We start from the raw sequence: 21,765 nt of genomic DNA on the forward strand, positions 1-21,765 counted from the left end.
ACCGACCTATCTCCCGTCGAAGAACTCGGCGCAGAGCTTGCGCTGGGCGGCCCGGAGATGCTCGTGGAACGTCGACCGGGATATCCCCATCGAGCTGGCGAGGTCCTCGCCCGTCACCGGTCGGGGCCACTCGAAGAAGCCGCCGACGTACGCCTTCTGGAGCGCCGTCAACTGGCGGTCCGTGAGTTCGTCGGACAGCGAGGCGATGAACTCCTGTTTCGTCTTCGCCGGGCGCTCGCGGTGGCGCAGCGCCAGCAGTTCCGTCCCGTCGTACCTGGACTGGAGGTCGTCGACCAGCGAGCGCACGTCCGCCGACTCGGGGAACTCGACGACCATCCGCCCTTCGCCGTCCGCGGCGCTGATGGACTGGGTCTTGCCGCCGTGGCCGGACACGGTCGAGACGACCGCGTCCGCGGGGAGGTCGAACTCCACCAGCGACGCGCCGTCCTGTTCGGCGACCAGGGTCGCGCCCGCGACGTCCTCGCAGTCCTCGGCGGCCTTGACGACGCGCTCTCCGTCCGCGCCGCTGACCGCGAACAGCGAGACGAGCGACCCGTCCTCGCGGTGGACCGACCCCCTGTAGGTGAGTTCGGCACCGGTCTCCCGGGAGACCGCGACGAAGGAGAGGTCCGGGTCGCGGAAGGACAACTCCGTCTCGACGACGCTGTCGGCGACGAGGATGCGCCGCGTCTCCCGGGCGTTGATGGCGCTGGCGATGGCCCTGCCGAGCGACCGCAGGACGACGCGCTCGCGCTCGTCGAACGCGTCCGGGCGGGTCGCCTGCACCACGAGCACGCCGTACTCGGCGTCCTCGGCGTCGAGCGGTATCGCCGCCGCGTGGCCGTCGGCGCTCACCCGGAGTTCGCCCGTCCGGAGCGCCGCGTCGACCACCTCGGCGTCGGGGTCGGGCGTCGGCGCGTCGGCGGCGTCGGTAGCGTCGGTCGCCGCGGTCGCTGACTCCCGGGGCTGCACCGCGCCGCGTCCGACGTCACGCTCGCCGACCCAGGCCAGTTCGTAGGGGTCGCTGTCGGCCAGTCGTCGGCAGACCGCCGCCTCTATCTCCGCGCGCGTGTCCGCCTCGACCACCGCGCTGGTCACGTCACCGAGCAGTCCCTCGATGCGCTCCAGCAGGAATTCGAGCTCCTCTGCGCGCCGGCGGGCGGCGCGCTCGGCGCGCTTGCGCTCCGTCACGTCCGTCTGGAAGCCGACGAAGTGGGTGACTTCGCCGTCGTCTCCGCGCACGGGCGCGATGTCGACCTTGTTCCAGAACGCCTCGCCGTCCCGTCGGTAGTTCCGGAGTTCGACGGAGACGGGTTCCTCGGCGTCGATGGCCGCCGACATCCGCTCGACGGCCTCCGGGTCGGTCTCCTCGCCCTGGAGGAACCGGCAGTTGCGCCCGAGCACCTCCTCGGCCGGATAGCCCGTCAGTTCCTCGAACGCCTCGTTGATGTACACGAGCGGTTCGTCGTCCGACTCCGCGCTCGCGATGGTGATGCCGACGGGTGCTTCGTTGATGGCGCGCTCCTTCAGTTCGAACTCCGCCGCCACGTCGGTCGACGCGACGAGGTCGCCGGCCGACAGCTCGGAGAGCGTGGTGGTCGAACCGTCCGTCCGCGCGCCCGACGGCGTTCCGGCCGCCGGTTCCGCCGTCGGGTCGGACGGAGCGTCGTTCGACGCATCGGAGGCGTCCGACGGTGGGTCGACGGGCTGGAACGCCAGCGTCAGTTCGTCGCCGTCCGGATGGATTCTGACGGCGTGGTCGTCCTCCAGCGCGACGCGGACGGAGACCGGTTCGCCGCGGCGGCTGGCCCGCTCGCAGTGCTCGCGGAGTCGGTCGACGGCGGCCGCGGGGAAGGTCTCCGAGAGAGCGTCGCCGACGCGAACGTCGAACCGATCGCTCGCCGCGTCGTTCCGGTAGGTGACGCGCCGGTCTTCGTCGAGCGCGACGACGGGGTCGGCGAGGCGCTCGACCGCCCGGCGCGCGGAGTCGGGGCGGGTCACGTCGCCAGTTACGGACCCGTTCCCCATAGATGTTCAGTTCAACCGCCGGTAGCCGTCGGTCGCTCGACCGCGCGACGGGCCGCGGTCGCCCGGAGTCACCAAGTGCCTCGACGCCGACTGTCCCCCATGGACATCGAGTCGCTCGGAACGCCCAAGCTGGTCGCCATCGGAATCGGGGCCGTCGTCGGACTCGTCGTCGTCGACCTCGTACTGCTCCCGGTCGCGCTGCTGGCGCTGTCGATGGTCGGAGCCATCGTCGAGGAGGTAGTTCGCGTCGTCACCGAACCTCGTACGGCTCGTCGGTCGCGGTGAACCGTCCGAGGTCGACCGTCTGGCGGTAGTCCCCCGCGAGAATCCCTGCGAGTTCGTCGCGGAGCGCGTCGTCGTCGCCCGCCTCCCACTCGCGCGGGTCGCGTATCGGCACGACGAGGAAGCCCCGGCCTTTCAACTGGGCGGCGTGCAGGGACGCCATCCCCCGGGACAGCTCCGACGCTCGCGCGGTGTACTCCTCGAGGACGTGCGCCGTCGCTCGCTCGCCGACGGGGAGCAACACGTGGGCCGCGATCGCTCGCAGTTCCGCGTCGAAGAACGGTTCGAGGGCGGCGTACTCCCGGTCGGTCGGTTCCCGTTCGTCGGGCAGACAGCACATGTGGAGATAGCTCGAAAAGAGGTTCGAGACGGTCGGCTCGTCGCTGTAGGCGTCGCCGAGCAGTCCGACCTCGTTCAGCACCGGCTGGAGTCGCTCGCCCGCGACGCCGTCGGTGAACGGGACGCCGGTGGCACCGCCGCCGTGAGCGTTCGGATGGTCGCCGACGAGGTGGAAGTCGGCGTTGGCGTCGCCGTAGCCGAACACGGCCGACCGGCCGCCGTCGGCCGCACAGTCGTACTCGCAGGGCGGGGACATGCCGAATGGGTTGGAGGTCCGGTCCGTGACGTTCTGCACGTCGTGCAGTAGTCGCGTCCGGGTTAAAGGCAGTACGGTCGTCCGGCGGAACTGTCGGAAGACGGACGGCTCGCCGTCACGCCTCTTCGTGTAGTATCCCAGCCACATGATTTTCTAACCCTCCTTCCTTGGTTGCGGTCGTGCGAGAGACGGAGAATTCGTGGTACCAGGACGCCACCGTCTACTCCGTGGACCTGAAGACGTTCCGGGACGCGGACGGCGACGACCTGCACGTCTCGCTGGCCCCCTACGGCTACTGCTGGTTCCGACCCTAGCCGTCCGTCTCGGCGACGGCCCGAACCGGCGCGCCGTCCCCGTCCGAGACCGGCAGGGGGTACGCCCGGAGCCGGAACCGTTGCGGGAGCCCCGCGAGGTTCGTCAGGTTCTCCAGTATCAGTCGCTCCGCGCCGAGCAGTTCGTGGTGGGCGGGCACGCCCGCCGGTTCCTCGCCGGTCGGCGGTCGGTCGTCGCCCCCGCTCTCGCTTCCGGTCGGCGTCGGGTCGACGCTGAGCGTGTCCACCGCGACGTGGTGACCGCGGTCGGCACACCACGCCGCGGCCTCCCGCGCCAGGTACGGGTGGTCGCGGTAGGCGTCGGTGCCCCAGCGGTCGGCCCACCCCGTCCGGAGGACGAGCAGGTCGGCGTCCGTCTCGGGGAGCGCCGACCGTTCGATGGGGTCGCGCGGGCCGCAGTCCGTGCAGTCGACGAGGCGCGCGTCGAACGCGAACGTCTCGACCGGAAACGATTCTATCGTCCGTCCGTCCGGTTCGGTGTGGCTGGGCGCGTCCACGTGCGTCCCGCTGTGCGTGCCGAGCGCCAACCGGGTCACCCGGTAGCCGTCCGTCTCGTGGGTCGCGTGCGGCGACAGCGTCACGTCGGGGTCGCCCGGATACACCTGCGTCGACGGACCGAGGGGATGTGAGAGGTCGCGGGTCACGGTCGCCGGTTCGTCGCGCCCGTACAAATCCCGTGCGGAACTCCTGGCGTCGCGGTCGACGCACGCGCCGGAGGACTTCGACCGCGCACGTGCGCTCGGGCCGCCCGTCGCGTTCTTCTCGCCAGAAGTTACGGTGTCGGCCGACGACAGGTCACTGCGTTTAGGCTGGCCTAAAATTCGATGCCTTTACGTTGGTTTAGGTTAGCCTAAATCGATGTATGCAGCGAGCGACACCACGAACGCAACTGCGGTGCGACGCCGAACCGTCCGAATTCGGAGGGTTCTCCCCGTGAGCTACCTCGACGGCGGAAACGACGCGATTCTCGCCCAGCAGGCCGAACGGGAGTCGAACGCGCGGACCTACCCGCGCCACCTCCCGTTCGCCATCCGCGAAGCGCAGGGCGTCACCGTCACCGACATGGACGGCGACGAGTACTACGACTGTCTCGCCGGCGCGGGAACGCTCGCGCTCGGGCACAACCATCCCGTCGTCACCGAGGCGATGGAGCGAGCCATGGACGCCGACCGTCCGCTCCACACGCTCGACATCTCGACGCCCGCGAAGGAGCGCTTCGTCGACTCGCTCTTCGAGAGCCTCCCCGACGAGTTCGCCGACTCCGCGAAGGTGCAGTTCTGCAGTCCCGCCGGTACCGACGCCGTGGAAGCGGCGCTCAAACTCGTGAAGACTGCCACCGGGAACCGGAGCGTCCTGGGGTTCCAGGGCGCGTACCACGGCATGACCAGCGGCGCGCTCTCGCTGATGGGCGACACCGACGCCAAGGAGGCGGTCCCCGGACTGGTCGACGACGTCCATCACCTGCCGTACCCCCACGACTACCGCTGTCCCTTCGGCATCGGGGGCGAGGCGGGCCATCGAACCGCGAGCACGTACGTCGAGAACCTGCTCGCCGACCCGGAGAGCGGCGTCACCGACCCCGCGGGGATGATCCTCGAACCGGTTCAGGGCGAGGGCGGGTCCGTCCCCGCGCCGGACGAGTGGCTCCGGGAGATGCGTCGGGTCACCCGCGAACACGACGTTCCGCTCGTCGTCGACGAGGTCCAGACCGGCCTCGGCCGCACCGGCGAACTGTACGCCTTCGAGCACGCCGACGTCACGCCCGACGTGGTGACGCTCTCGAAGGCCGTCGGCGGCGGCCTCCCGCTCGCCGTGGTCGTGTACGACGAGGCGCTCGACGCGTGGGACCCCGGTGCACACGCGGGAACCTTCCGCGGCAACCAGCTCGCGATGGCCGCCGGCGAAGCGACCGTCGAGTACGTGCTGGAAAACGACCTCGACGACCACGCCGCCGAGATGGGGTCGCGCCTGCGCACCCGGTTGGCGGAGACGGCGGCGCGCTTCGACCGCGTCGGCGACGTTCGCGGTCGCGGGCTGATGCTCGGCGTCGAGTTCGTCGACCCGGACGCGCCGTGGCGGGGTGCCGGTCCGCACGCACCCGACGGCGACTTCGCCGAGGCGGTTCGAGCGGCGTGTTTCGACCGCGGCCTCGTCGTCGAACTCGGCGGCCGGGACGGCGCTACCGCGCGCTTTCTCCCGCCGCTGGTCGTCTCGTCGGAACAGGTCGACGACATCGCCGGCATCTTCGACGAGGCGGTCGAAGCCGTCGCGAACGCCCCCGGAGAGGTGTCGACGGATGACTGAGGCGGACGACGCCGAACGGCTCTTCCTCGGCACGACGGCGGGCGAGGCGACCTATCGCGAGGCGCTGGACCGCGCCGTCGAGGCGGTCGTCGACGCCGCCGACCGCGAGCGGCCGTTCTCGGGCCGCTCCCCCGACGCTCTCGACGCACTGCTCGACGACGGTCCCGTGCTGCCCGAGGAGGGCGTCGGCCTCGACGCGGCGCTCGACGAGGTGGCAGAGCGCGTCCTCCCGCACACGGTGAACGTGGCCGACGAGCGGACCGCCGCCCACCTGCACTGCCCGCCGATGGTGCCCGGACTCGCCGCCGAGGTGCTGCTCTCGGCGACCAACCAGTCGCTCGACTCGTTCGACCAGAGCGGGGCCGCCACGCTCGTCGAGCGGCGCGTCGTCGACGCGCTCGCCGACCTCTTCGACCTCCCGGACGGCGCGGACGGCGTCGTCACGGGCGGCGGGACGGAGTCGAACTTCCAGGGGCTGTTGCTCGCCCGGAACCGGTACTGCGCCGACCGTTTCGGCCGCGACGTCCAGTCCTCCGGACTGCCGCTCGCGGCGAAGCGGCTCCGCGTCCTCTGCTCGGAGGAGGCGCACTTCACCGCGGAGCAGGCGGCCGCCCACCTCGGCCTCGGGGAGAACGCCGTCGTCACCGTCCCGACCGACGACGACCGGCGCATGGACCCGTCGGCGCTGGACGCGACGATAGCCGACCTCCGGGACCGCGACCACGAACCGTTCGCGCTCGTCGGCACTGCCGGCACGACCGACTTCGGGGCCATCGACCCGCTCGACGACCTCGCGGACCGCGCGGCCGACCACGACCTCTGGTTCCACGTCGACGCCGCGTTCGGCGGGGCGCTCGCGCTCGGCGACGAGCGCGACCGCCTCGCGGGCGTGGAGCGCGCCGACTCGCTGGCCGTCGACTTCCACAAGCTGTTCTACCAGCCGATAAGCTGCGGAGCCTTCCTCGTTCGCGACGGCGCCGCGTTCGCCCACGCCGCGCGCAACGCCGAGTACCTCAACCCCGCGGACGCGGCGGCTCCGAACCTCGTCCAGAAGTCGACGCGCACGACTCGCCGCTTCGACGCGCTGAAACCCTACGTCGCGTTCCGGGCGCTCGGCCGGGAGCGCCTGGCCGCCCTCGTCGAGACGACGCTCGACACCGCGGACGACGCCGCCGCGCTCCTCGCCGACGCCGACGACTTCGACCTCCTCGCCGACCCGTCGCTGAACACGGTCGTCTTCCGCTATCGACCCGACGAGGACCTGACGGCGGGCGAACTCGACCGCTTCACCCGCGCCGTCCGCGAGGCGCTGTTCAACGCGGGGCGGGCGGTCGTCGCCCGCACCGAGGTCGACGGCGTGGCGGCGCTGAAGCTCACGCTGATGAACCCCCGGACGACGCTCGACGACGTCGCGGCCGTCCTCGACGCAATCCGCGACTGCGCCCGGACCGTCACCGCGGTCCGGCGGGAGGTGACGGCATGAGCGACGTCGACCCGGACGCCCGCGCGGACCGGGCGACGGTGCAGGCGTTCCTGAACTGCTACCTCCGCGAGACCGGCGAGTACTCGGTCCACGAGGACGCCGTTGCGGGCGTCGAACCCGGTCCCGACGGGCTTCTGCGGGCGACGCTCTCGGCGCAGGGCGTCGCGGTCGTCGCGCCGCTCGCACACCGCTCGCCGACCGAGCGCCACCTGTTCGACTTCCCCGTCCGGTACCGTCTCCCCGACGGGTCGGTCCACCGGGCCGACGCCGCGACGCTCGCGACGCTGGTGACGAAGGACCTTCTGCTCGCCGACGGCGGCGACGCGGGCGACGTCCGCGACGAACTCCTCGAACGCGTCCTCCGGAGCGAGCAGAACACGGCGCGGTTCGTCGCGGCGCGCGCCGGCGACGAGGACCGACTCGTCGGCCCGAACGTCTCGTTTCGCGACGCCGAACAGTCGCTCGTCTTCGGCCACCACCGCCACCCGACGCCGAAGAGCAGGCAGGGAATCGCCGAGCGCGACCGCGAGACGTACGCGCCGGAACTCCGGGCGTCGTTCCCGCTCCACTACTTCCGGGCCGACCCCGGCCTCGTCTCGCAGGCCTCCGCGCTCGACCGGTCGGCCGCCGAGTGGGTGGACGACGCCCTCCGCGACGACCCCGAGGTGCCGTCGTCGTTCGTCGCCGACCACGTGGAGTCCGACGACGTCCTGCTGCCGGTCCACCCGTGGCAGGCCGACTACCTGCTCGACCGCCCCCACGTGCGGACCCACCTCGGCGACGGCCTCGAGCACCTCGGCGCTGTCGGCCGGGAGTTCGCACCCACGACGTCGGTCCGGACGCTCTACAGCCCCGACGCGTCGCTCATGGTGAAGTCGTCGCTCCGCGTGAAGATAACCAACTCCGTCCGGACGAACAAGCGGTCGGAACTGGAGCGAGGCGTCGCCGTCGCCGAACTCCTCGACACCGCGTTCGGCGACGAACTCCGCGCCGAGTTCCCCGACTTCGACGTCGTCCGCGACCCGGCGTACCTCGCGCTGGACGCCGGCGACGGGGCCGAGTCGGGGCTGGAGACGGCCCTCCGGGCCAACCCGTTCACCGGCGACCGCGCCGAGCGTTCGACGCCCGTCGTCGCGCTCTGTCAGGACGGCATCGCGGGTCCGTCGCGCCTCGGCCGCCTCGTCGCGGACGTCGCGGAGCGCGAGGGTCGCGACACCGCCGCCGTCAGCGAGGAGTGGTTCCGGCGGTACCTCGAAGTCGGGATTCGGCCCGTGCTGTGGCTCTACCTCGTGCAGGGCGTCGGCGTCGAGGCGCACCAGCAGAACTCGGTGGTGACCCTCGACGGGGACGGCTACCCCGCCGAGTTCCGATACCGGGACAACCAGGGGTTCTACTTCCCCGAGTCCGTGTACCCCCAGGTCGAGGAGTACCTCCCGGGTGTCGGCGAGCGCGCGGACACCGTCTGCGCGGACGCCGTCGCGGACGAGCGCCTGCGCTACTACGTGATACTCAACAACGCTCTCGGCGTGGTCAACGCCTTCGGCGCCGCGGACCTCGTCGACGAGCGACGGCTCCTGTGGCTCCTCCGAGAGGAACTCGAACGGGCGCGGCGGCGCTACGACCGCCCGTCCTCGTCGTTCCTGGGCCCGCTCCTGGACGACGAGACGGTCCCGTGCAAGGCCAACCTCCTCACGCGCTTCCGCGGCCTCGACGAACTCCGGAACGACCTGGAGAACCAGTCGGTGTACGCGGACGTGAAGAATCCGCTGGTCGCCGAACTGGAGGTGGGTCGCGCGTGACGGGACCGGACGCCGTCGTCGCGGCCCGGTACGACTACCAGACGCACGCGCACGAGGTCGGCAAGACGGTGTCGCTCCGGCCGGTCGACCTCGACCGGGACCTCGGCCGCCTCCACCGGTGGCTCGGGAGCGAGCACGTCAAGCCCTACTGGCAACTCGACCTGCCGCTGCCCGCGTTCCGCGAGGAACTCCGCGAGAAGCTCGAGGCCGACCACCTCACGCCCTACGTCGGCTGTCTCGACCACGTCCCCATGAGCTACTGGGAGTGCTACTGGGCGGCCGACGACGCGCTCGCGAACCACTACGACGCCGACCCGAACGACCAGGGCGTCCACCTCCTCGTCGGCCCCGAGGAGTACCTCGGACACGGGTACGCGCTCCCCCTGCTGCGCGCCGTGGTCGCCATGCAGTTCCGTCACCCCGAAACCCGGCGGGTGGTGGCCGAACCGGACGCGCGCAACGAGCGCGCCCGCCGCGTCTTCGAACGCTGCGGCTTCCGCGACGAGGGGGAGTTCCGCTTCGACGAGCGCGAGAAGGACGCGACGCTCCTCGTCTGCGACCGCGACCGCTTCGAGTCCGAGGTGCTGACGGACCCGCCGGCGGCGCCCGCACAGGGGGTGGACGATGATGACTGAGGACGCGGGGTCAGCGACGACCCACGACGTCGTGGGCGTCGGCCTCGGACCGTTCAACCTCGGTCTCGCCGCGCTCCTCGACGGGACCGACGCGGTCGACGTCGACGCCGTCTTCCTCGAACGGGACGAGGAGTTCCAGTGGCACGAGGGGATGTTGCTGGAGGGGACGACCCTCGAGGTGCCGTTCCTCGCGGACCTCGTCACCCTCGCGGACCCGACGAACCCCCACAGCTACCTCAACTACCTGCGGGAGACGGGTCGCATCTACGAGTTCTACTTCTACGAGACGTTCCAGACGCCCCGCCGCGAGTACAACGACTACCTCCAGTGGGTGTCGGAGCGCCTCGACGCGACCCGGTTCGCCCGCGAGGTCACCGAAATCCGGTGGGACGACGACGCGGCCGAGTACGTCGTCGCCGCGCGCCGTCCCGGAACCGACGAGCGCTTCGAGTACCGCGGCGAGAACCTCGCGCTCGGCGTCGGCTCCCGGCCGCAGATTCCGGACCACCTGCAGGGCCATCCGGAGGACGACGTCTTCCACACCTCGCAGTACCGCCACCGCCGCGAGCGCGTGCTGGACGCGGACTCCGTCACCGTCGTCGGGTCGGGCCAGAGCGCGAGCGAAGTGTTCGAGGACCTGCTGGAACGGCAGGCTACCCACGACTACCGCCTGGACTGGCTCACTCGATCGGACGGGTTCTTCCCGATGGAGTACTCGAAGCTCGGCCTCCAGCACTTCACGCCCGAGTACGAGCGCTACGTCTACGACCTCCCCCAGGCGGTCAAAGACGACCTCGTCCCGAGTCAGGACCGCCTCTACAAGGGCGTCGACCCAGACACGAGCGCCGCCATCTACGACCTGCTCTACCGGCGCTCCATCGGCGACCGCGACCCCGACGTCGGACTGTTCGCCATGACCGAGGTGTGCGACATCGCGGACGTGGGCGACGCCTACGCCCTCGACTGCCGCCAGTGGCAGGCCGAGGAGTCGTTCGTCCACGAGGCCGAGGTCGTTGTCCTCGGAACGGGCTACGAGCGGCCCACGCCGTCGTTCCTCGACCCGCTGGCCGACGCTATCCGCTGGGACGACCGCGGTCGCTTCGCGGTGACCGAGGACCACCGCCTCGACGTCGACCACGCGGGCGACGTCTTCCTCCAGAACGCCGAACTCCACACGCACGGCGTCGGCGTACCGGACCTCGGCCTCGGCGCCTACCGCAACTCGAAGTTCGTCAACCGACTCGCCGGCCGCGAGGTCCTGCCCGACGACGAGGACACGGTCTTCCAGGACTTCTCGGTCGACCGGTTCGTCGAGCGCGCGCCCGGTGCCTCCCGCGACGGGAGCGAAACGACCCCGCGTACGAACGACCACAGACCATGAACCCGAACGACACGATCCGCGACGCAGCGCTGAGCCAGGACGTCTGGGAGACCGTCGAGCGGCGTCTCCTCGCGAAGATGCTCGAAGAGTTCGCCTACGAGGAGATACTCCACCCGAAGAAGGTGGTCGCGGGCTGCGACCGACACGTCTACCGCGTCGACCTCGACCCCGCGAGCTACCGCTTCGAGGCGACCGAGCGGCTGATGGACAGCTACAGCGTCCACGGCGACACCGTCGAACGACGCACCGCCGACGGGGACGCGTGGACGACCGCGACCGACCCCGTGCGCCTCCTCCGGGACCTCGAAGCGACCGTCGACCTCGACGCGCTGACGGCCGGCAACCTCGTCCGCGAGTACGAGCGGACGCTCCTCGCCGACGCCCACGTCGAGGCTCGCAAGCGCGAACGCGACGGGTTCGACCCCGCGGACCTCGACTACGCGCACCTCGAAGGTGAGATGGAGGGCCACCCGTGGATAACCTACAACAAGGGTCGGCTCGGGTGGGGGTACGACGACTACCGGCAGTACGCCCCCGAACGGAAGGAACCGGTCACGCTGTCGTGGGTGGCCGTCCGGCGGAGCGAGGCGACGTTCACCGCGACGCCCGACCGCGACCACGACTCGCTGGTGCGGGGCGAACTTGGCGACCACTACGACCTGTTCCGCGACCGCCTCGCGGACCGGGGCTGCGACCCGGACGCCTACTACTTCGTCCCGGTCCACGACTGGCAGTGGGAGAACAGCATCGTCCCGCTGTTCCCCGGCGACATCGCCAGCGACGACATCGTTCCCCTCGGCGAGGGACCGGACGAGTACCTCCCCCAGCAGTCGGTGCGCACCTTCGTCAACCTCGACAGCGAGGAGAAACACCACGTGAAGGTGCCGATGCGCATCCTCAACACGCTCGTCTGGCGCGGCCTCCCGGGCGAACGCACCGAGATAGCGCCGACCGTCACCCGGTACGTCAAGGACATCTACGAGCGGGACGAGTTCCTGCAGGAGCAGGGCGTCGTCCTCCCGGGCGAGATAGCGGGCGTCAACTACGACCACGACGATTTCGTCGGCATCGAGGGGTCGCCTTACCAGTACCACGAACTGCTCGGCGCAGTCTGGCGCGAGTCCATCTACACGTTCCTGGAGGACGACGAGCGGGCCGTCACGCTCTCCGCGCTGATGCACGTCGACGGCGACGGCGTCCCGTACCTCTCGCGGCTCGTCGAGCGCTCCGGACTCACCCTCGACGAGTGGGTCGAGGAGTTCTTCGACACCGTGTTGCCGCCGCTCCTCCACTTCCTCTACCGCTACGGGACGGCGTTCTCGCCGCACGGCCAGAACACCATCCTCGTCGTCGAGGACGGCACTCCGAGCCGTCTCGCGGTCAAGGACTTCGCCGACGACGTGAACGTGAGCGACCGGCCCCTGCCCGAACTCCAGACCCTCCCCGAGGCGGTAGACGACGTGCTCCGGAAGGAACCGCCCGAGGGTCTCACCCAGTTCGTCTTCTGCGGCCTGTTCGTCTGCGTCCTCCGCTACGTCGCGGACGTGCTGGAGGTCCACGAGGACTACGACGAGGAAGAGTTCTGGACGCACGCCCGCGAGACCGTCCTCGACTACCAGTCGCAGTTCCCGGAACTCGAGGACCGCTTCGAACTGTTCGACCTGCTCCAGCCGGAGTTCACGAAGCTGACGCTCAACCGCAACCGCCTATTCAACTACGGGTACGACGACGCTCCCGGTCGTCCGCACGCCGCGGAACACGGCACGGTCACGAACGCCCTCCACGAGGTGGCGGACGACAGTCGGGTTCACCCGAGGACGGACGACTGACCCGGCCCACTCCCGTCTCGCCGGCGACCGCTACGGGTCGTCGCGTTCGACGACCGAGAGGTCCTCGTCCACGACCAGTTCGAGCGCGTCGCCCTCCCGCGGGCCTCGCCCGCTCGAACGGTCCGCGGAGCTTCGTTCCGCGCCACTCGCGGAGACGCCGTCGAGCGAGACGCACAGCGCCACTTCCCAGGGGTCGGTCGAGCGAACCGTCGTGAAGCGGTCGGTCGCCGCGAACTCCAGCTCCCAGATGGGCGTCGTCGTCACGTCGAGCCCCCGCTCGTGACAGAACGATATCAGCGCGGGGTCGCGCAGGAGCGCCTCGCCGACCCGCAGGTAGTTCCGGTGACCGCAGTGGTCGCACGCCCGGTTGATACACGCCTCGCGCAGGTCCGGACGCGGGTACCCCGTGTCGGACGGGGGGACGAACCGCACGCCGACGGCGTTTCCGCAGAGCGGACAGGCGCCGCGGGCGAACGAGAGACGAACGTGGCGCTGGTGCTCGCCGACCTGCGAGAGCAGCGTCCGCTCGTCGTCGTCGAGGACGCCGGGCGGCACCAGGTCGTACTCGTAGAGATACTCGCAGTCGGGACACTGCATCTTGAATATCGAGTTGCGGTACGTCGCTTCGACGGGCGTCCCGCAGTGGTAGCAGTCGAGGTCGACGGCCAGGCGGTCGACCGACTCGTCGCCGGTCGTCCTGGCGCGGATGGTCCGGGTGAGCATCGTCCCCTCGGGGCGCAACGCGTAGCCGCCGTCCTCCCGGTCGACGACGTCTTCGACGAGCTGGGCGTTCCCGTCCGCACGCTTCTCGACGAACTGCCCGACGAGCTGCTGGAGGTGGTAGTTGAACTGGCTGCTCCGGACGTCGGCGTCGACGCGCGAACGAAGCTCCGAGAACGACAGGGACGGTGGACTCCCCTCGCCGCCGCGGGCGTCGCTGAGCGTCCGGAGGATTCCCGCCCGGACCTCGTTGCCGACCAGTGCGAACGTCTCCTCGGCTGTCGGGGCCGCCTCGGTGGCCGGTTCGTGGTCCTCACCCGCCATGCGGGAGACGTGTACGGGAGGTGGATAATCACTTTCGGTCCGACCCGTCGGCGGTCAGAAATGTCACGAGAGGAACGATAATCGAGTTCAGCGAGTGCTTTAGTGACTGTCGACGCGACGTTCGACAGGAACCGTGACGGACGACATGAACCACGAACGCTACCTGTCCCGCATCGGCGTCGAGCCGTCGCGCGCGCTGGCCCGCGACCGCGAGACGCTCGAACGTCTCCAGCGAGCGCACGTCACCGCGGTCCCGTTCGAGACGCTGTCCATCACCGGCGACCCGCACGGGGACCGCGGGGGCGAGGGCGTGTCGCTCGCGCTTTCCGACCTCTACGAGAAGATCGTCGACCGCGAGCGGGGCGGCTTCTGTTACGAACTCAACGGGCTGTTCGGATGGCTCCTCGACGAACTCGGGTTCGACGTTGACCGCCTCTCCGCCCGAATCGCGAGCGACGACGGCACGTTCGGACCGCCAGCGGACCACCTCGTCCTCCGCGTCTCCCTCGACCGGCCGTACCTGGTCGACGTCGGCCTCGGCCTCCCGAAGCTGCGACGCCCGGTCCCGATGGACGGGACGACTCACTCGGACGCCGCCGGCGTCGAGTGGCGCGTCGTCGAGAGCGAGCGGCCGGACGCCGACCACGTGACCCGGTACCGGCGGTCCGACGCCGACGACTGGCAGGACAGGTACATCTTCCGGACCGTGCCACGGGAGATGCACTACTTCGAGGCGACCTGCGAGTACTTCCAGACCGCTCCCGACTCGGCGTTCACCGGCGACCCCGTCGTCCTCGTCGCCACCGAGCGGGGGTACGTGAAGCTCACGCCCGACGCGCTCACCCGCGCGACCGAGGGCGACGAACGCGAACGACCGGTCGAGCCGAGCGAGTGGTACGACGTGCTGGAACGGGAGTTCGGCCTGCGCTACCCGTCCGACCGACCGAGTTCTTCCTGAGACCGGTTCCGTTTCGTCCCTCGACCGGCTCCCTCGTCGTTCGCCACGGGTATTAGCTGGTAGTACGAATCGGTACGGCGGCATGCAGTTCCGATAGTCAGATTGTGCGGTGCTCGTCGTGCCCGGGGTTTCGTTCGCAGGTGGCGGTCGCGGACGTTCGGTTGCGAGGTTCCGACCGACGACGCCATCGACGAGCACGCCGACCTGGGGTCGGTACGGCACCGCTCGTCCGGTCCCGGCCTCAGGATGGCACCTCGGCGACGTCCCCGATCTGGATGCGCCAGAGCGTGGCGTACGCGCCGCCGTGTTCGACGAGTTCGTCGTGGGTCCCCCGTTCGACGACGTCCCCGTCCTCCAGCACCAGAATCCGGTCCGCGTCCCGGACCGTCGAGAGGCGATGTGCGACGATGAAGGTGGTACGGTCCGCGGTGAGTTCGTCGAGCTTCTCCTGGAGCACCAGTTCCGTCTCGTTGTCGACGTGGCTGGTGGCCTCGTCGAAGACGAGAATCGGGGGGTCGGGGAGGATGGCGCGCGCGATGGCGATGCGCTGGCGCTGGCCGCCGGAGAGGGTCGTGCCCTGGTCCCCGACCCGCGTCTCGTACCCGTCCGGAAGCTCCGTGATGAACCGATGGGCACCCGCCGTCCTGGCGGCCTCCTCGATGCGACCCTGCGAGACGTCCGAGACTCCGTACGCGATGTTGTCGCGAACCGTCCCGTCGAACAGGAACGACTCCTGGTCCACGTACCCGATGGCCTCCCTGAGACTCTCCAGGGAGACGTCGCGGACGTCCCGACCGTCGATGGAGATGGCACCGCCGTCGCCGTCGTCGGACTCCGTCCGACTGGCCGACGGGTCGTCCGTCCCGTCGACGTCGTAGAATCGCAGGAGGAGCTTCACGAGCGTCGACTTCCCCGCTCCCGTCGCGCCGACGAGACCGACCGTCGTCCCGGGTTCCGCGGTGAGATCGATACCGTCGAAGACGCGCTGGTCGCTCCCCGGGTAACCGAACGTCACGTCGTCGAACGTGACGCGACCCTCGGTGACCTCCAGCGCTGTCTCCGCATCGTTCTCGAACCCTCCGTCGACGGTCGCGAGACCGTCGATTCGCTTGGCGGACGCTTTCGCGGACGTGTAGTGGTCGATCACGCCGCTCAAGTTCTTGAGCGGGAGCGTGAGCCGTTCCATGTAGAAGAGGAAGGGTACGAGTTGGCCAGCGGTCAGCGCCCCCGTGAAGAACAGCGGCGGCTCGTCGACGATCCAGTAGATGCCGATGGCGAGCGTCAGCAGCAGCCAGGTACCGACGATGAGCCGGTTCACGGGACTCTGCTGGACCGCCGCCCGGCGACTCGCGAAGCGCGTCCGGAAGTAGTCGAACGAGGAGGCTTCGACGCGCTCGCGCTCGTGCTCCTCGGCCGTGAACGACTTGACGACGTCGATGCCGCTGAGGTTCGTCTCGAGCCGAGCGTTCAGCGCCCCCCGTTCGGTTCGGACCGGGTCCTGGAGCGGTTCGAGCCGTCGCGAGAACCAGACGTTGACCCCGCCGATGAGCGGCCCCGAGAGCAGGACGAACAGCGCGAGCTGCCAGTTCAACACCGACATGTAGACGAACGCGCTGACGAGCGTGACGACGATCCAGATAGCAGCACTGAGGATAGTGTTCAGGAAGGTGTTGAGCTGATTCACGTCGTCGTTCAGGACGCTGATGACGTTTCCAGTCCGGCTCTCGTCGTAGAAGCCGAGCTGAATCCGCTGGGCGGCGTCGAACGTGCTCACGCGGACGTCGTGGATGACTCGCTGGGCGAACACGCCGAACCCGTACTCCGTGACGAACCCGCCGAGGTTCGTGAGGAGGTTCGAGGCGACCAGCAGTCCGGTGATGAACAGCAGGAGGGAAAGCGGTTCGGCCGGGACCCACGCCTGCGGGAGGAAGGGCAGAGCGAACGGCTCGTCGTTGAACAGCGCGTCGATGCCGAGGCCGATGAGGAACACGTCCGCGAAGCTCAGGAACGTCGCCATCACCCGTGCCACCACCGCGACCGCCAGATAGTGAACGTCCGACCGACCGTGCTCCCGTATCAGTGCGAGCAGCGGATACTCCCGCTCCGACCGCTCGCCGATCGTCGCGTCCGTCATTCGACCACCCCGCTCTCTGCGCGACCGGCCGTCTCGTCCGTGACGGCGATCTCGCCGGTCTGGATGCGCCAGAGCGTGGCGTACGTTCCGTCCTCTTCGAGGAGTTCCTCGTGCGTGCCCTCCTCCGCGAGTCGTCCGTCGTCCATCACCAGGATGCGGTCGGCACTTCGAACCGTCGAGAGCCGATGAGCGATCGCGAACACCGTCTTGTCACCCGACATCTCGTGCAGGCTCCGCTGGATGTCGACCTCGGTCTCGTTGTCGACGTGGCTGGTCGCCTCGTCGAAGACGAGAATCGGGGGGTCGGGGAGGATGGCGCGCGCGATGGCGATGCGCTGGCGCTGGCCCCCCGAAAGCGTCGCTCCTCGCTCGCCGATGGTGGTTTCGTAGCCGTCGTCCAGTTCGCGGACGAACTCGTGTGCACCTGCCTGCTTTGCGGCGGTCACGGCGTCCTCCCGCGTCGCCTCCGGGGTCGCGTACGCGACGTTCTCCCGGACCGTGCCGTGGAAGAGGAACGGCTCCTGGCTGACGTACCCGATCTGGTCCCTGAGACTCTCGACGTCGACGGTGGTGACGTCCTGCCCGTCGATCCTGACGGTGCCCGAGTCGGGGTCGTAGAACCGGAAGAGGAGCTTCATCAGCGTGGACTTGCCCGCCCCAGTCGAACCGACGACGCCGACGAACTCGCCGGAGTCGGTGGCGAAGGAAACGTCGCGGAGCGTCTGCTCTTCGGCCGTCGGATACGAGAAGGAGACGCCGTCGTACTCGACGCGGCCCTCGGTCACGCTCAGGTCGGGAGCGTCGTCGCGTTCCTCGATTCGGTCGCCGCTCTGGAGGAGGGAGACGACCCGCTTGCTCGACGCCTGCGCGCTCTCGAACTTGTTGATAACGTCGACCGCGAGGCGCCGCGTCGGGTCAAGGAAGGAGAACGTGTACATGATGAACGTCAGTAGCGTGCCGGCGGACAGCGTCTGGGTGAACCACAGTGGCGGTCCCGCGATGATCCAGTACCCGCCCAGCAGGAACAGTCCCCAGATGCCGACGGCGGCGATGAGCCACGAGACCCGATTGTAGACGGCACGAAGGCGGATCGCCGACCACTTCGAACGCTTGTACTCGGTGGACGCGTCCGCAACGCGGGCGCGCTCTCGCGCTTCTTGCGTGAAGGCCTTGACGGTGTCCAGCCCCTCGATAGCGTCGCGGAGGCGGACGTTCATGGCCCCGACGCTCTCCCGGATGGCGTCGAACCTGGGTTCCAGCAGTGCGGCGTACACGCGACCCGTCGCCACGATTAACAGCGGTAACGCGGCGACGACGAGCGCGAGGTTCCAGTTCAGCAGGAGCATGAAGGCGAACGCGCTGAGGATGTCACCGCCGTAGAGGACGCCGTCACGTGCGCCGTCGAAGAGGTCGCCGAGGTTGTCGACGTCGTCGTTCAGGATGCTCAGCATGTCGCCACCCTCGCTGGTGTCGTGGAAGCGCATCGAGAGCGACGTGGCGGTGTCGTAGGTGGTGGTCCGTATCTCGTGAAGCGTCCGGAGGGTCGCCTCCTCGTAGACGAGCTGCCCGTACCACTTCGACGCGCTCTCGACGATTATCGCGGCTCCGAGGACGCCGACCGTCAGGAGGGCCTGTCCGTTCGTCGTCGTCGGAATCCAGCCGGCGGGGAGCAGTGGCAGCGTGAACGCCCGGCTCTCCAGGAGGAGCGCGTCGAGGGCGACCCCGATGAAGAGGGCGGGAATGCGCTGGAGGAACAGCGCGAGGAGGAGAAAGCAGATCCCCTCCGTGAACCTCGCCCAGTGTCGTCTGGCGAACCGATGCAGGAGATAGCCGATCGACTTCTGTGGCGTTTGCATGGAGTGAACTGTGTCGGATTCGCGTCGGAAATTCTCGTCGGGGTAGCGACTTCGTCCTACACCCGTCGCGGTACGTCCCGTCGTCGGTCGCCGCTCGAACCGGTTCGAACGGCGTACGTGTCTGTCATCGTATTCGATTGCGGGAGCGACGTTGCATAAGTGTAATCCGCAGCCGATTACTGTTGGGGAAATGACATCGGGTGGGTGCGGCAACGCTCGCCTGCTCGGGTCGGAGCGCATCACAAGCGAAATGGCGTTCGACGGCGACGACGAACACATGTCCGACGGGGCTCCCGACGACGACCCGTCCGTGGTCGTCGAAAAACGGTCGCCGGTCGAGGTCTTCGAGTTGCTCTCCAGCGGGGTGCGCGTCGAGATTCTCAGAGCGCTCGGCGAAACCCCGAACGAGGCGCTCGCGTTCTCCTCGTTGTACGAGCGCGTCGACGTCGCGGACAGCGGGAACTTCAACTACCACCTCGGCAAGCTGATGGGGTCGTTCGTTCGCGAATCCGACGGTTACGAGCTGACTCACGCCGGCAAGCAGGTCGTCGGAGCGATGTACGCGGGCACCTACACGACGAAGGCGACCGTCGACCCCATCTCGGTCGGGTGGGACTGTCTGCTCTGTGGCGGCGAGATGGTCGTCAGCTACGACGACGAGAAAGCGGACTTCCGCTGTACCGACTGCGAGAAGGGAGCCAGGTTCTCCTTCCCGGCCGGCAGCCTCGACCAGTTCGAACATGAGGAGTTGCCACAGGCGTTCGCCCGCTGGTGGCACCAGCTCATGACACGGATCACCGACGGGTTCTGTTCCATCTGTGCGGGACGACTGGACGGAGAACTCGCCAGCCCTCCCGGAGGCACCGAGGACGACCCGCAGCCGTCGCACGCCGAGTTCGAGTGTCGCCGCTGCGGCGGCGTCGCCGAGGTATCCGGTGCGACGCTCGCGACGTTCCACCCCGTCGTCAAGGGGTTCTTCGCCGAACACGGGTTCGACGTCTCGACCCGCCACGGCTCGCAGGTCTGGGGGGAGATGGACGCGTTCGATGCGACCGTCCTCTCGGAGGACCCGCTCCGACTCGAAATGCGATTCGAGCACGCCGGCGAGACGGTCGTCGCGGAGATCGATCCGGACGCGACGGTCAGTCGCGTGGAGCGTCGCTCCTCCGCGGGGTGAGCCGCTGCCGTGAAACGCGCTTTCGGAACGCGCCTCACTACGTGGACGAGCCGACACGTGTTCGCGGCCTTCCTCGCCCTTACGTTCGCGATATCGTGGGGCATCCCCGGAATCTTGCTGGTTCTCGCCCCGGTTCTCCCGTTCGAGGTGACGTTCGCCGGATACTCTCCGCTGGCGTTCCTCGTCGTCTGGGCGCCCGCGACCGCCGCGTTCGTCGTCGTCGGCATCGCTTACGGACGGGAGGGCGTCCGCGATTACGGGCGTCGTATCTCGCAGGTCCGCGGTCGGTGGCCGTGGTATGCAGCCGTCGTCGTCGGTATCCCGGCCGTCTACTTCGTGGCCGCCGCGTTCACTGCGGTACTCGGTGGGCCAGACCTCCGTCTGGCCGACGGCTGGCTCGCGGCGTTCCTGACGACGGCAGGCTTGCGCCTCCTGCAGGGCCCCATCGAGGAGCTCGGGTGGCGCGGTCTCGCACTCCCGGTCTTGCAACGGCGGTACAGTGGCCTCGGCGCGGCGCTTATCCTCGGATTCGTCTGGTCGGTCTGGCACGCGCCGGCCACGGTGATTGCGGCTGCCGAATTCGCTCGTGGTGGCGGCTCCATGCCGGTTACGCTGGTGCGCCTGTTCGTCGGACTGATGGCAACCTCGGTGGTCATGACCGCCGTGTACAACGGGTCCGGTGGAAGCGTGCCGCTGATGGTCCTGTTTCACTGGCTGACGAATCTCGCCTATCCCTGGGAGACGACGACGAGCGTCCCGCTGGCACAGGACGCCCTGACCGTCCTGGTTGCCGTCGCAGTGGTGCTTCTGTTCGGTCGGCAGTACCTCGGAGACGCCGACCTCGTCACGGACGTGGTTCCGACTGTCGACTGCGACGAACCCGGCGTGGGCTCCGCATCGTCGACCCGTCACTCGAAGTGACTGGCCCTGCTCTCGATGCAGACAGGGCATCGTCAGAGTGGCTGCGATCTCTATCGCCCCGTCAGCGGTTGGCCTCGGTCGACGCCCTCGTTCCAAATCGACACACGGACCTGGAAAATCGTTGACCGCGAGGTGGCGTTTTAACGGGACAGATAACCGATGGTGCTGACTCAGCTGATGCCGGCCTTTCGACAATTATCGGTTCCAAAACTGGGACGCTTCGTGCGTACTGCTTCTCAGACTAACAGCAGAATATTTATTGCAAATATTTGAGGATATCGAAGTATGGCTACCATCATCGGACCTACGCTTCCTGACCCGTATTACAGCACCGTCGAATCCATCCGGGACGAGTTAGTAGATAAATTCGGCGTCGACGAGTACGTCAACCCCTTTCCGCACTTTACCCTGTACGCGCTGGACGATGACGTCGATACTGCAACCGTTGAAGCAGCCGTCGAGGAAGCTACGGAAGAGCACTCTCCGTTTTCTGTCCATACAGATGGTATCGGCATCTTCCCCGGTAACGTCGTCTGGCTCCCGGTCGCTAAATCCCCTCAACTCACAGCGCTCCACTCTGACGTCGTACGGGCGGTCGAGAATCTGGGAACGGCACCAGAGCCATACTACGAACCGCAGAGATGGTTTCCACACGTGGGCTTCGCACTCGACGTCGATGATGAGCGAACTCGTGACATCGTTTCGTTCCTCCTGGAATACGATTTCGAATGGGATTTCACCGTAGATAATATTACGATCACTCGGCCACCGGCAGATAGAAGCGAGTACGAAGTAGTGGCGTCTGTCGATCTCTGAACAGACCGTACTGAGCAGTCAGACGCGTTCTTGCGCGTGTCGTATCCAGCGTCTCGTAGCAGCTTCGGACGGCCGATTTGCTCGTCCGGGTGGAGTTGGCTGATGGGTACGAACACGCGCCGATAACACTCGCTTTACTGAAGAAGGCGTCGGGAATCGGGGAGAAAGCCGCCCAATTCGGCCGAACGCCG

General features: G+C 68.5%; 18 protein-coding genes. 12 read left to right on the top strand and 6 right to left on the bottom strand.

The window, feature by feature from the left end; genetic code table 11:
- Positions 1-6: 6 nt before the first annotated feature.
- On the bottom strand, positions 7-2,001 hold the full coding sequence (locus tag ACTF4R_RS12265; protein ID WP_440008154.1) for a bacterio-opsin activator domain-containing protein: 1,995 nt from the start codon (positions 1,999-2,001) through the stop codon (positions 7-9).
- Between the two features lie 126 nt (positions 2,002-2,127).
- Between ACTF4R_RS12265 and ACTF4R_RS12270 the strand changes: the two genes are divergently transcribed.
- Positions 2,128-2,313 carry a hypothetical protein gene (locus ACTF4R_RS12270; protein ID WP_440008155.1) on the top strand — a complete coding sequence of 62 codons (186 nt, stop codon included), beginning with the start codon at positions 2,128-2,130 and terminating at the stop codon, positions 2,311-2,313.
- Here the strand turns inward: ACTF4R_RS12270 and ACTF4R_RS12275 are convergent.
- Positions 2,279-2,905 (bottom strand): uracil-DNA glycosylase family protein, encoded by a 627-nt coding sequence (locus tag ACTF4R_RS12275; RefSeq protein WP_440008157.1) that lies wholly within the window; start codon positions 2,903-2,905, stop codon positions 2,279-2,281. The two genes, ACTF4R_RS12270 and ACTF4R_RS12275, sit on opposite strands and share 35 nt — an antisense overlap.
- Positions 2,906-3,084: 179 nt before the next feature.
- Here ACTF4R_RS12275 and ACTF4R_RS12280 point away from each other — a divergent pair, with 179 nt between their 5' ends.
- Positions 3,085-3,219 (top strand): hypothetical protein, encoded by a 135-nt coding sequence (locus ACTF4R_RS12280; protein WP_440008158.1) that lies wholly within the window; start codon positions 3,085-3,087, stop codon positions 3,217-3,219.
- On the opposite strand, the gene ACTF4R_RS12285 is transcribed toward ACTF4R_RS12280, so the two are convergent.
- On the bottom strand, positions 3,216-3,881 hold the full coding sequence (locus tag ACTF4R_RS12285; RefSeq protein ID WP_440008160.1) for a cyclase family protein: 666 nt from the start codon (positions 3,879-3,881) through the stop codon (positions 3,216-3,218). The two genes, ACTF4R_RS12280 and ACTF4R_RS12285, sit on opposite strands and share 4 nt — an antisense overlap.
- Positions 3,882-4,170: 289 nt before the next feature.
- Here ACTF4R_RS12285 and ACTF4R_RS12290 point away from each other — a divergent pair, with 289 nt between their 5' ends.
- Genes ACTF4R_RS12290 through ACTF4R_RS12315 form a run of 6 tightly spaced genes read left to right on the top strand, consistent with a single transcriptional unit; the run spans position 4,171 to position 12,668 of the window.
- Entirely contained in the window at positions 4,171-5,541 is a 1,371-nt protein-coding gene (locus ACTF4R_RS12290; RefSeq protein ID WP_440008162.1) for a diaminobutyrate--2-oxoglutarate transaminase, read from the top strand.
- The gene (locus ACTF4R_RS12295; protein ID WP_440008163.1) at positions 5,534-7,024 is read left to right on the top strand and encodes a pyridoxal phosphate-dependent decarboxylase family protein; all 1,491 of its coding nucleotides are present in this window, start codon (positions 5,534-5,536) and stop codon (positions 7,022-7,024) included. Before ACTF4R_RS12290 ends, ACTF4R_RS12295 begins: the two co-directional genes overlap by 8 nt.
- Positions 7,021-8,823, top strand: a complete 1,803-nt coding sequence (locus tag ACTF4R_RS12300) for an IucA/IucC family protein (protein ID WP_440008165.1) — start codon at positions 7,021-7,023, stop codon at positions 8,821-8,823. Before ACTF4R_RS12295 ends, ACTF4R_RS12300 begins: the two co-directional genes overlap by 4 nt.
- Entirely contained in the window at positions 8,820-9,458 is a 639-nt protein-coding gene (locus tag ACTF4R_RS12305) for a GNAT family N-acetyltransferase (protein ID WP_440008166.1), read from the top strand. Before ACTF4R_RS12300 ends, ACTF4R_RS12305 begins: the two co-directional genes overlap by 4 nt.
- Complete coding sequence (locus ACTF4R_RS12310; protein ID WP_440008168.1) at positions 9,451-10,839, top strand: lysine N(6)-hydroxylase/L-ornithine N(5)-oxygenase family protein; 1,389 nt, start codon at positions 9,451-9,453, stop codon at positions 10,837-10,839. Before ACTF4R_RS12305 ends, ACTF4R_RS12310 begins: the two co-directional genes overlap by 8 nt.
- A complete protein-coding gene (locus ACTF4R_RS12315; RefSeq protein WP_440008169.1) occupies positions 10,836-12,668 on the top strand; it encodes an IucA/IucC family protein in 1,833 nt (610 codons plus the stop codon). Before ACTF4R_RS12310 ends, ACTF4R_RS12315 begins: the two co-directional genes overlap by 4 nt.
- Positions 12,669-12,698: 30 nt before the next feature.
- On the opposite strand, the gene ACTF4R_RS12320 is transcribed toward ACTF4R_RS12315, so the two are convergent.
- Positions 12,699-13,712 (bottom strand): DUF7351 domain-containing protein, encoded by a 1,014-nt coding sequence (locus ACTF4R_RS12320; protein WP_440008170.1) that lies wholly within the window; start codon positions 13,710-13,712, stop codon positions 12,699-12,701.
- Between the two features lie 133 nt (positions 13,713-13,845).
- Here ACTF4R_RS12320 and ACTF4R_RS12325 point away from each other — a divergent pair, with 133 nt between their 5' ends.
- Entirely contained in the window at positions 13,846-14,670 is an 825-nt protein-coding gene (locus tag ACTF4R_RS12325; protein WP_440008172.1) for an arylamine N-acetyltransferase family protein, read from the top strand.
- 241 nt (positions 14,671-14,911) lie between these two features.
- On the opposite strand, the gene ACTF4R_RS12330 is transcribed toward ACTF4R_RS12325, so the two are convergent.
- On the bottom strand, positions 14,912-16,804 hold the full coding sequence (locus ACTF4R_RS12330) for an ABC transporter ATP-binding protein (protein ID WP_440008174.1): 1,893 nt from the start codon (positions 16,802-16,804) through the stop codon (positions 14,912-14,914).
- Entirely contained in the window at positions 16,801-18,660 is a 1,860-nt protein-coding gene (locus tag ACTF4R_RS12335; RefSeq protein WP_440008175.1) for an ABC transporter ATP-binding protein, read from the bottom strand. Before ACTF4R_RS12335 ends, ACTF4R_RS12330 begins: the two co-directional genes overlap by 4 nt.
- Before the next feature lie 190 nt (positions 18,661-18,850).
- Between ACTF4R_RS12335 and ACTF4R_RS12340 the strand changes: the two genes are divergently transcribed.
- The 3 genes from ACTF4R_RS12340 to ACTF4R_RS12350 all read left to right on the top strand — a co-directional run bounded on the left by ACTF4R_RS12340 (position 18,851) and on the right by ACTF4R_RS12350 (position 21,574).
- On the top strand, positions 18,851-19,837 hold the full coding sequence (locus tag ACTF4R_RS12340; RefSeq protein WP_440008177.1) for a winged helix-turn-helix domain-containing protein: 987 nt from the start codon (positions 18,851-18,853) through the stop codon (positions 19,835-19,837).
- A gap of 57 nt (positions 19,838-19,894) precedes the next feature.
- Positions 19,895-20,758 carry a CPBP family intramembrane glutamic endopeptidase gene (locus ACTF4R_RS12345; protein ID WP_440008178.1) on the top strand — a complete coding sequence of 288 codons (864 nt, stop codon included), beginning with the start codon at positions 19,895-19,897 and terminating at the stop codon, positions 20,756-20,758.
- 285 nt (positions 20,759-21,043) lie between these two features.
- The gene (locus ACTF4R_RS12350) at positions 21,044-21,574 is read left to right on the top strand and encodes a 2'-5' RNA ligase family protein (protein WP_440008180.1); all 531 of its coding nucleotides are present in this window, start codon (positions 21,044-21,046) and stop codon (positions 21,572-21,574) included.
- Positions 21,575-21,765: the final 191 nt, after the last annotated feature.

Origin of the sequence: Halomicrococcus pelagicus, assembly GCF_051917725.1 — an archaeon.
Classification (GTDB): domain Archaea; phylum Halobacteriota; class Halobacteria; order Halobacteriales; family Haladaptataceae; genus Halomicrococcus.

Excerpts from the sequence above, each read along its gene's own strand:
- ACTF4R_RS12310 (WP_440008168.1), top strand. The coding sequence starts at position 9,451 with ATGACTGAGGACGCGGGGTCAGCGACGACCCACGACGTCGTGGGCGTC.
- ACTF4R_RS12315 (WP_440008169.1), top strand. The coding sequence starts at position 10,836 with ATGAACCCGAACGACACGATCCGCGACGCAGCGCTGAGCCAGGACGTC.
- ACTF4R_RS12270 (WP_440008155.1), top strand. The coding sequence starts at position 2,128 with ATGGACATCGAGTCGCTCGGAACGCCCAAGCTGGTCGCCATCGGAATC.
- ACTF4R_RS12335 (WP_440008175.1), bottom strand. The coding sequence starts at position 18,660 with ATGCAAACGCCACAGAAGTCGATCGGCTATCTCCTGCATCGGTTCGCC.
- ACTF4R_RS12295 (WP_440008163.1), top strand. The coding sequence starts at position 5,534 with ATGACTGAGGCGGACGACGCCGAACGGCTCTTCCTCGGCACGACGGCG.
- ACTF4R_RS12350 (WP_440008180.1), top strand. The coding sequence starts at position 21,044 with ATGGCTACCATCATCGGACCTACGCTTCCTGACCCGTATTACAGCACC.
- ACTF4R_RS12330 (WP_440008174.1), bottom strand. The coding sequence starts at position 16,804 with ATGACGGACGCGACGATCGGCGAGCGGTCGGAGCGGGAGTATCCGCTG.
- ACTF4R_RS12275 (WP_440008157.1), bottom strand. The coding sequence starts at position 2,905 with ATGTCCCCGCCCTGCGAGTACGACTGTGCGGCCGACGGCGGCCGGTCG.
- ACTF4R_RS12340 (WP_440008177.1), top strand. The coding sequence starts at position 18,851 with ATGACATCGGGTGGGTGCGGCAACGCTCGCCTGCTCGGGTCGGAGCGC.
- ACTF4R_RS12320 (WP_440008170.1), bottom strand. The coding sequence starts at position 13,712 with ATGGCGGGTGAGGACCACGAACCGGCCACCGAGGCGGCCCCGACAGCC.
- ACTF4R_RS12300 (WP_440008165.1), top strand. The coding sequence starts at position 7,021 with ATGAGCGACGTCGACCCGGACGCCCGCGCGGACCGGGCGACGGTGCAG.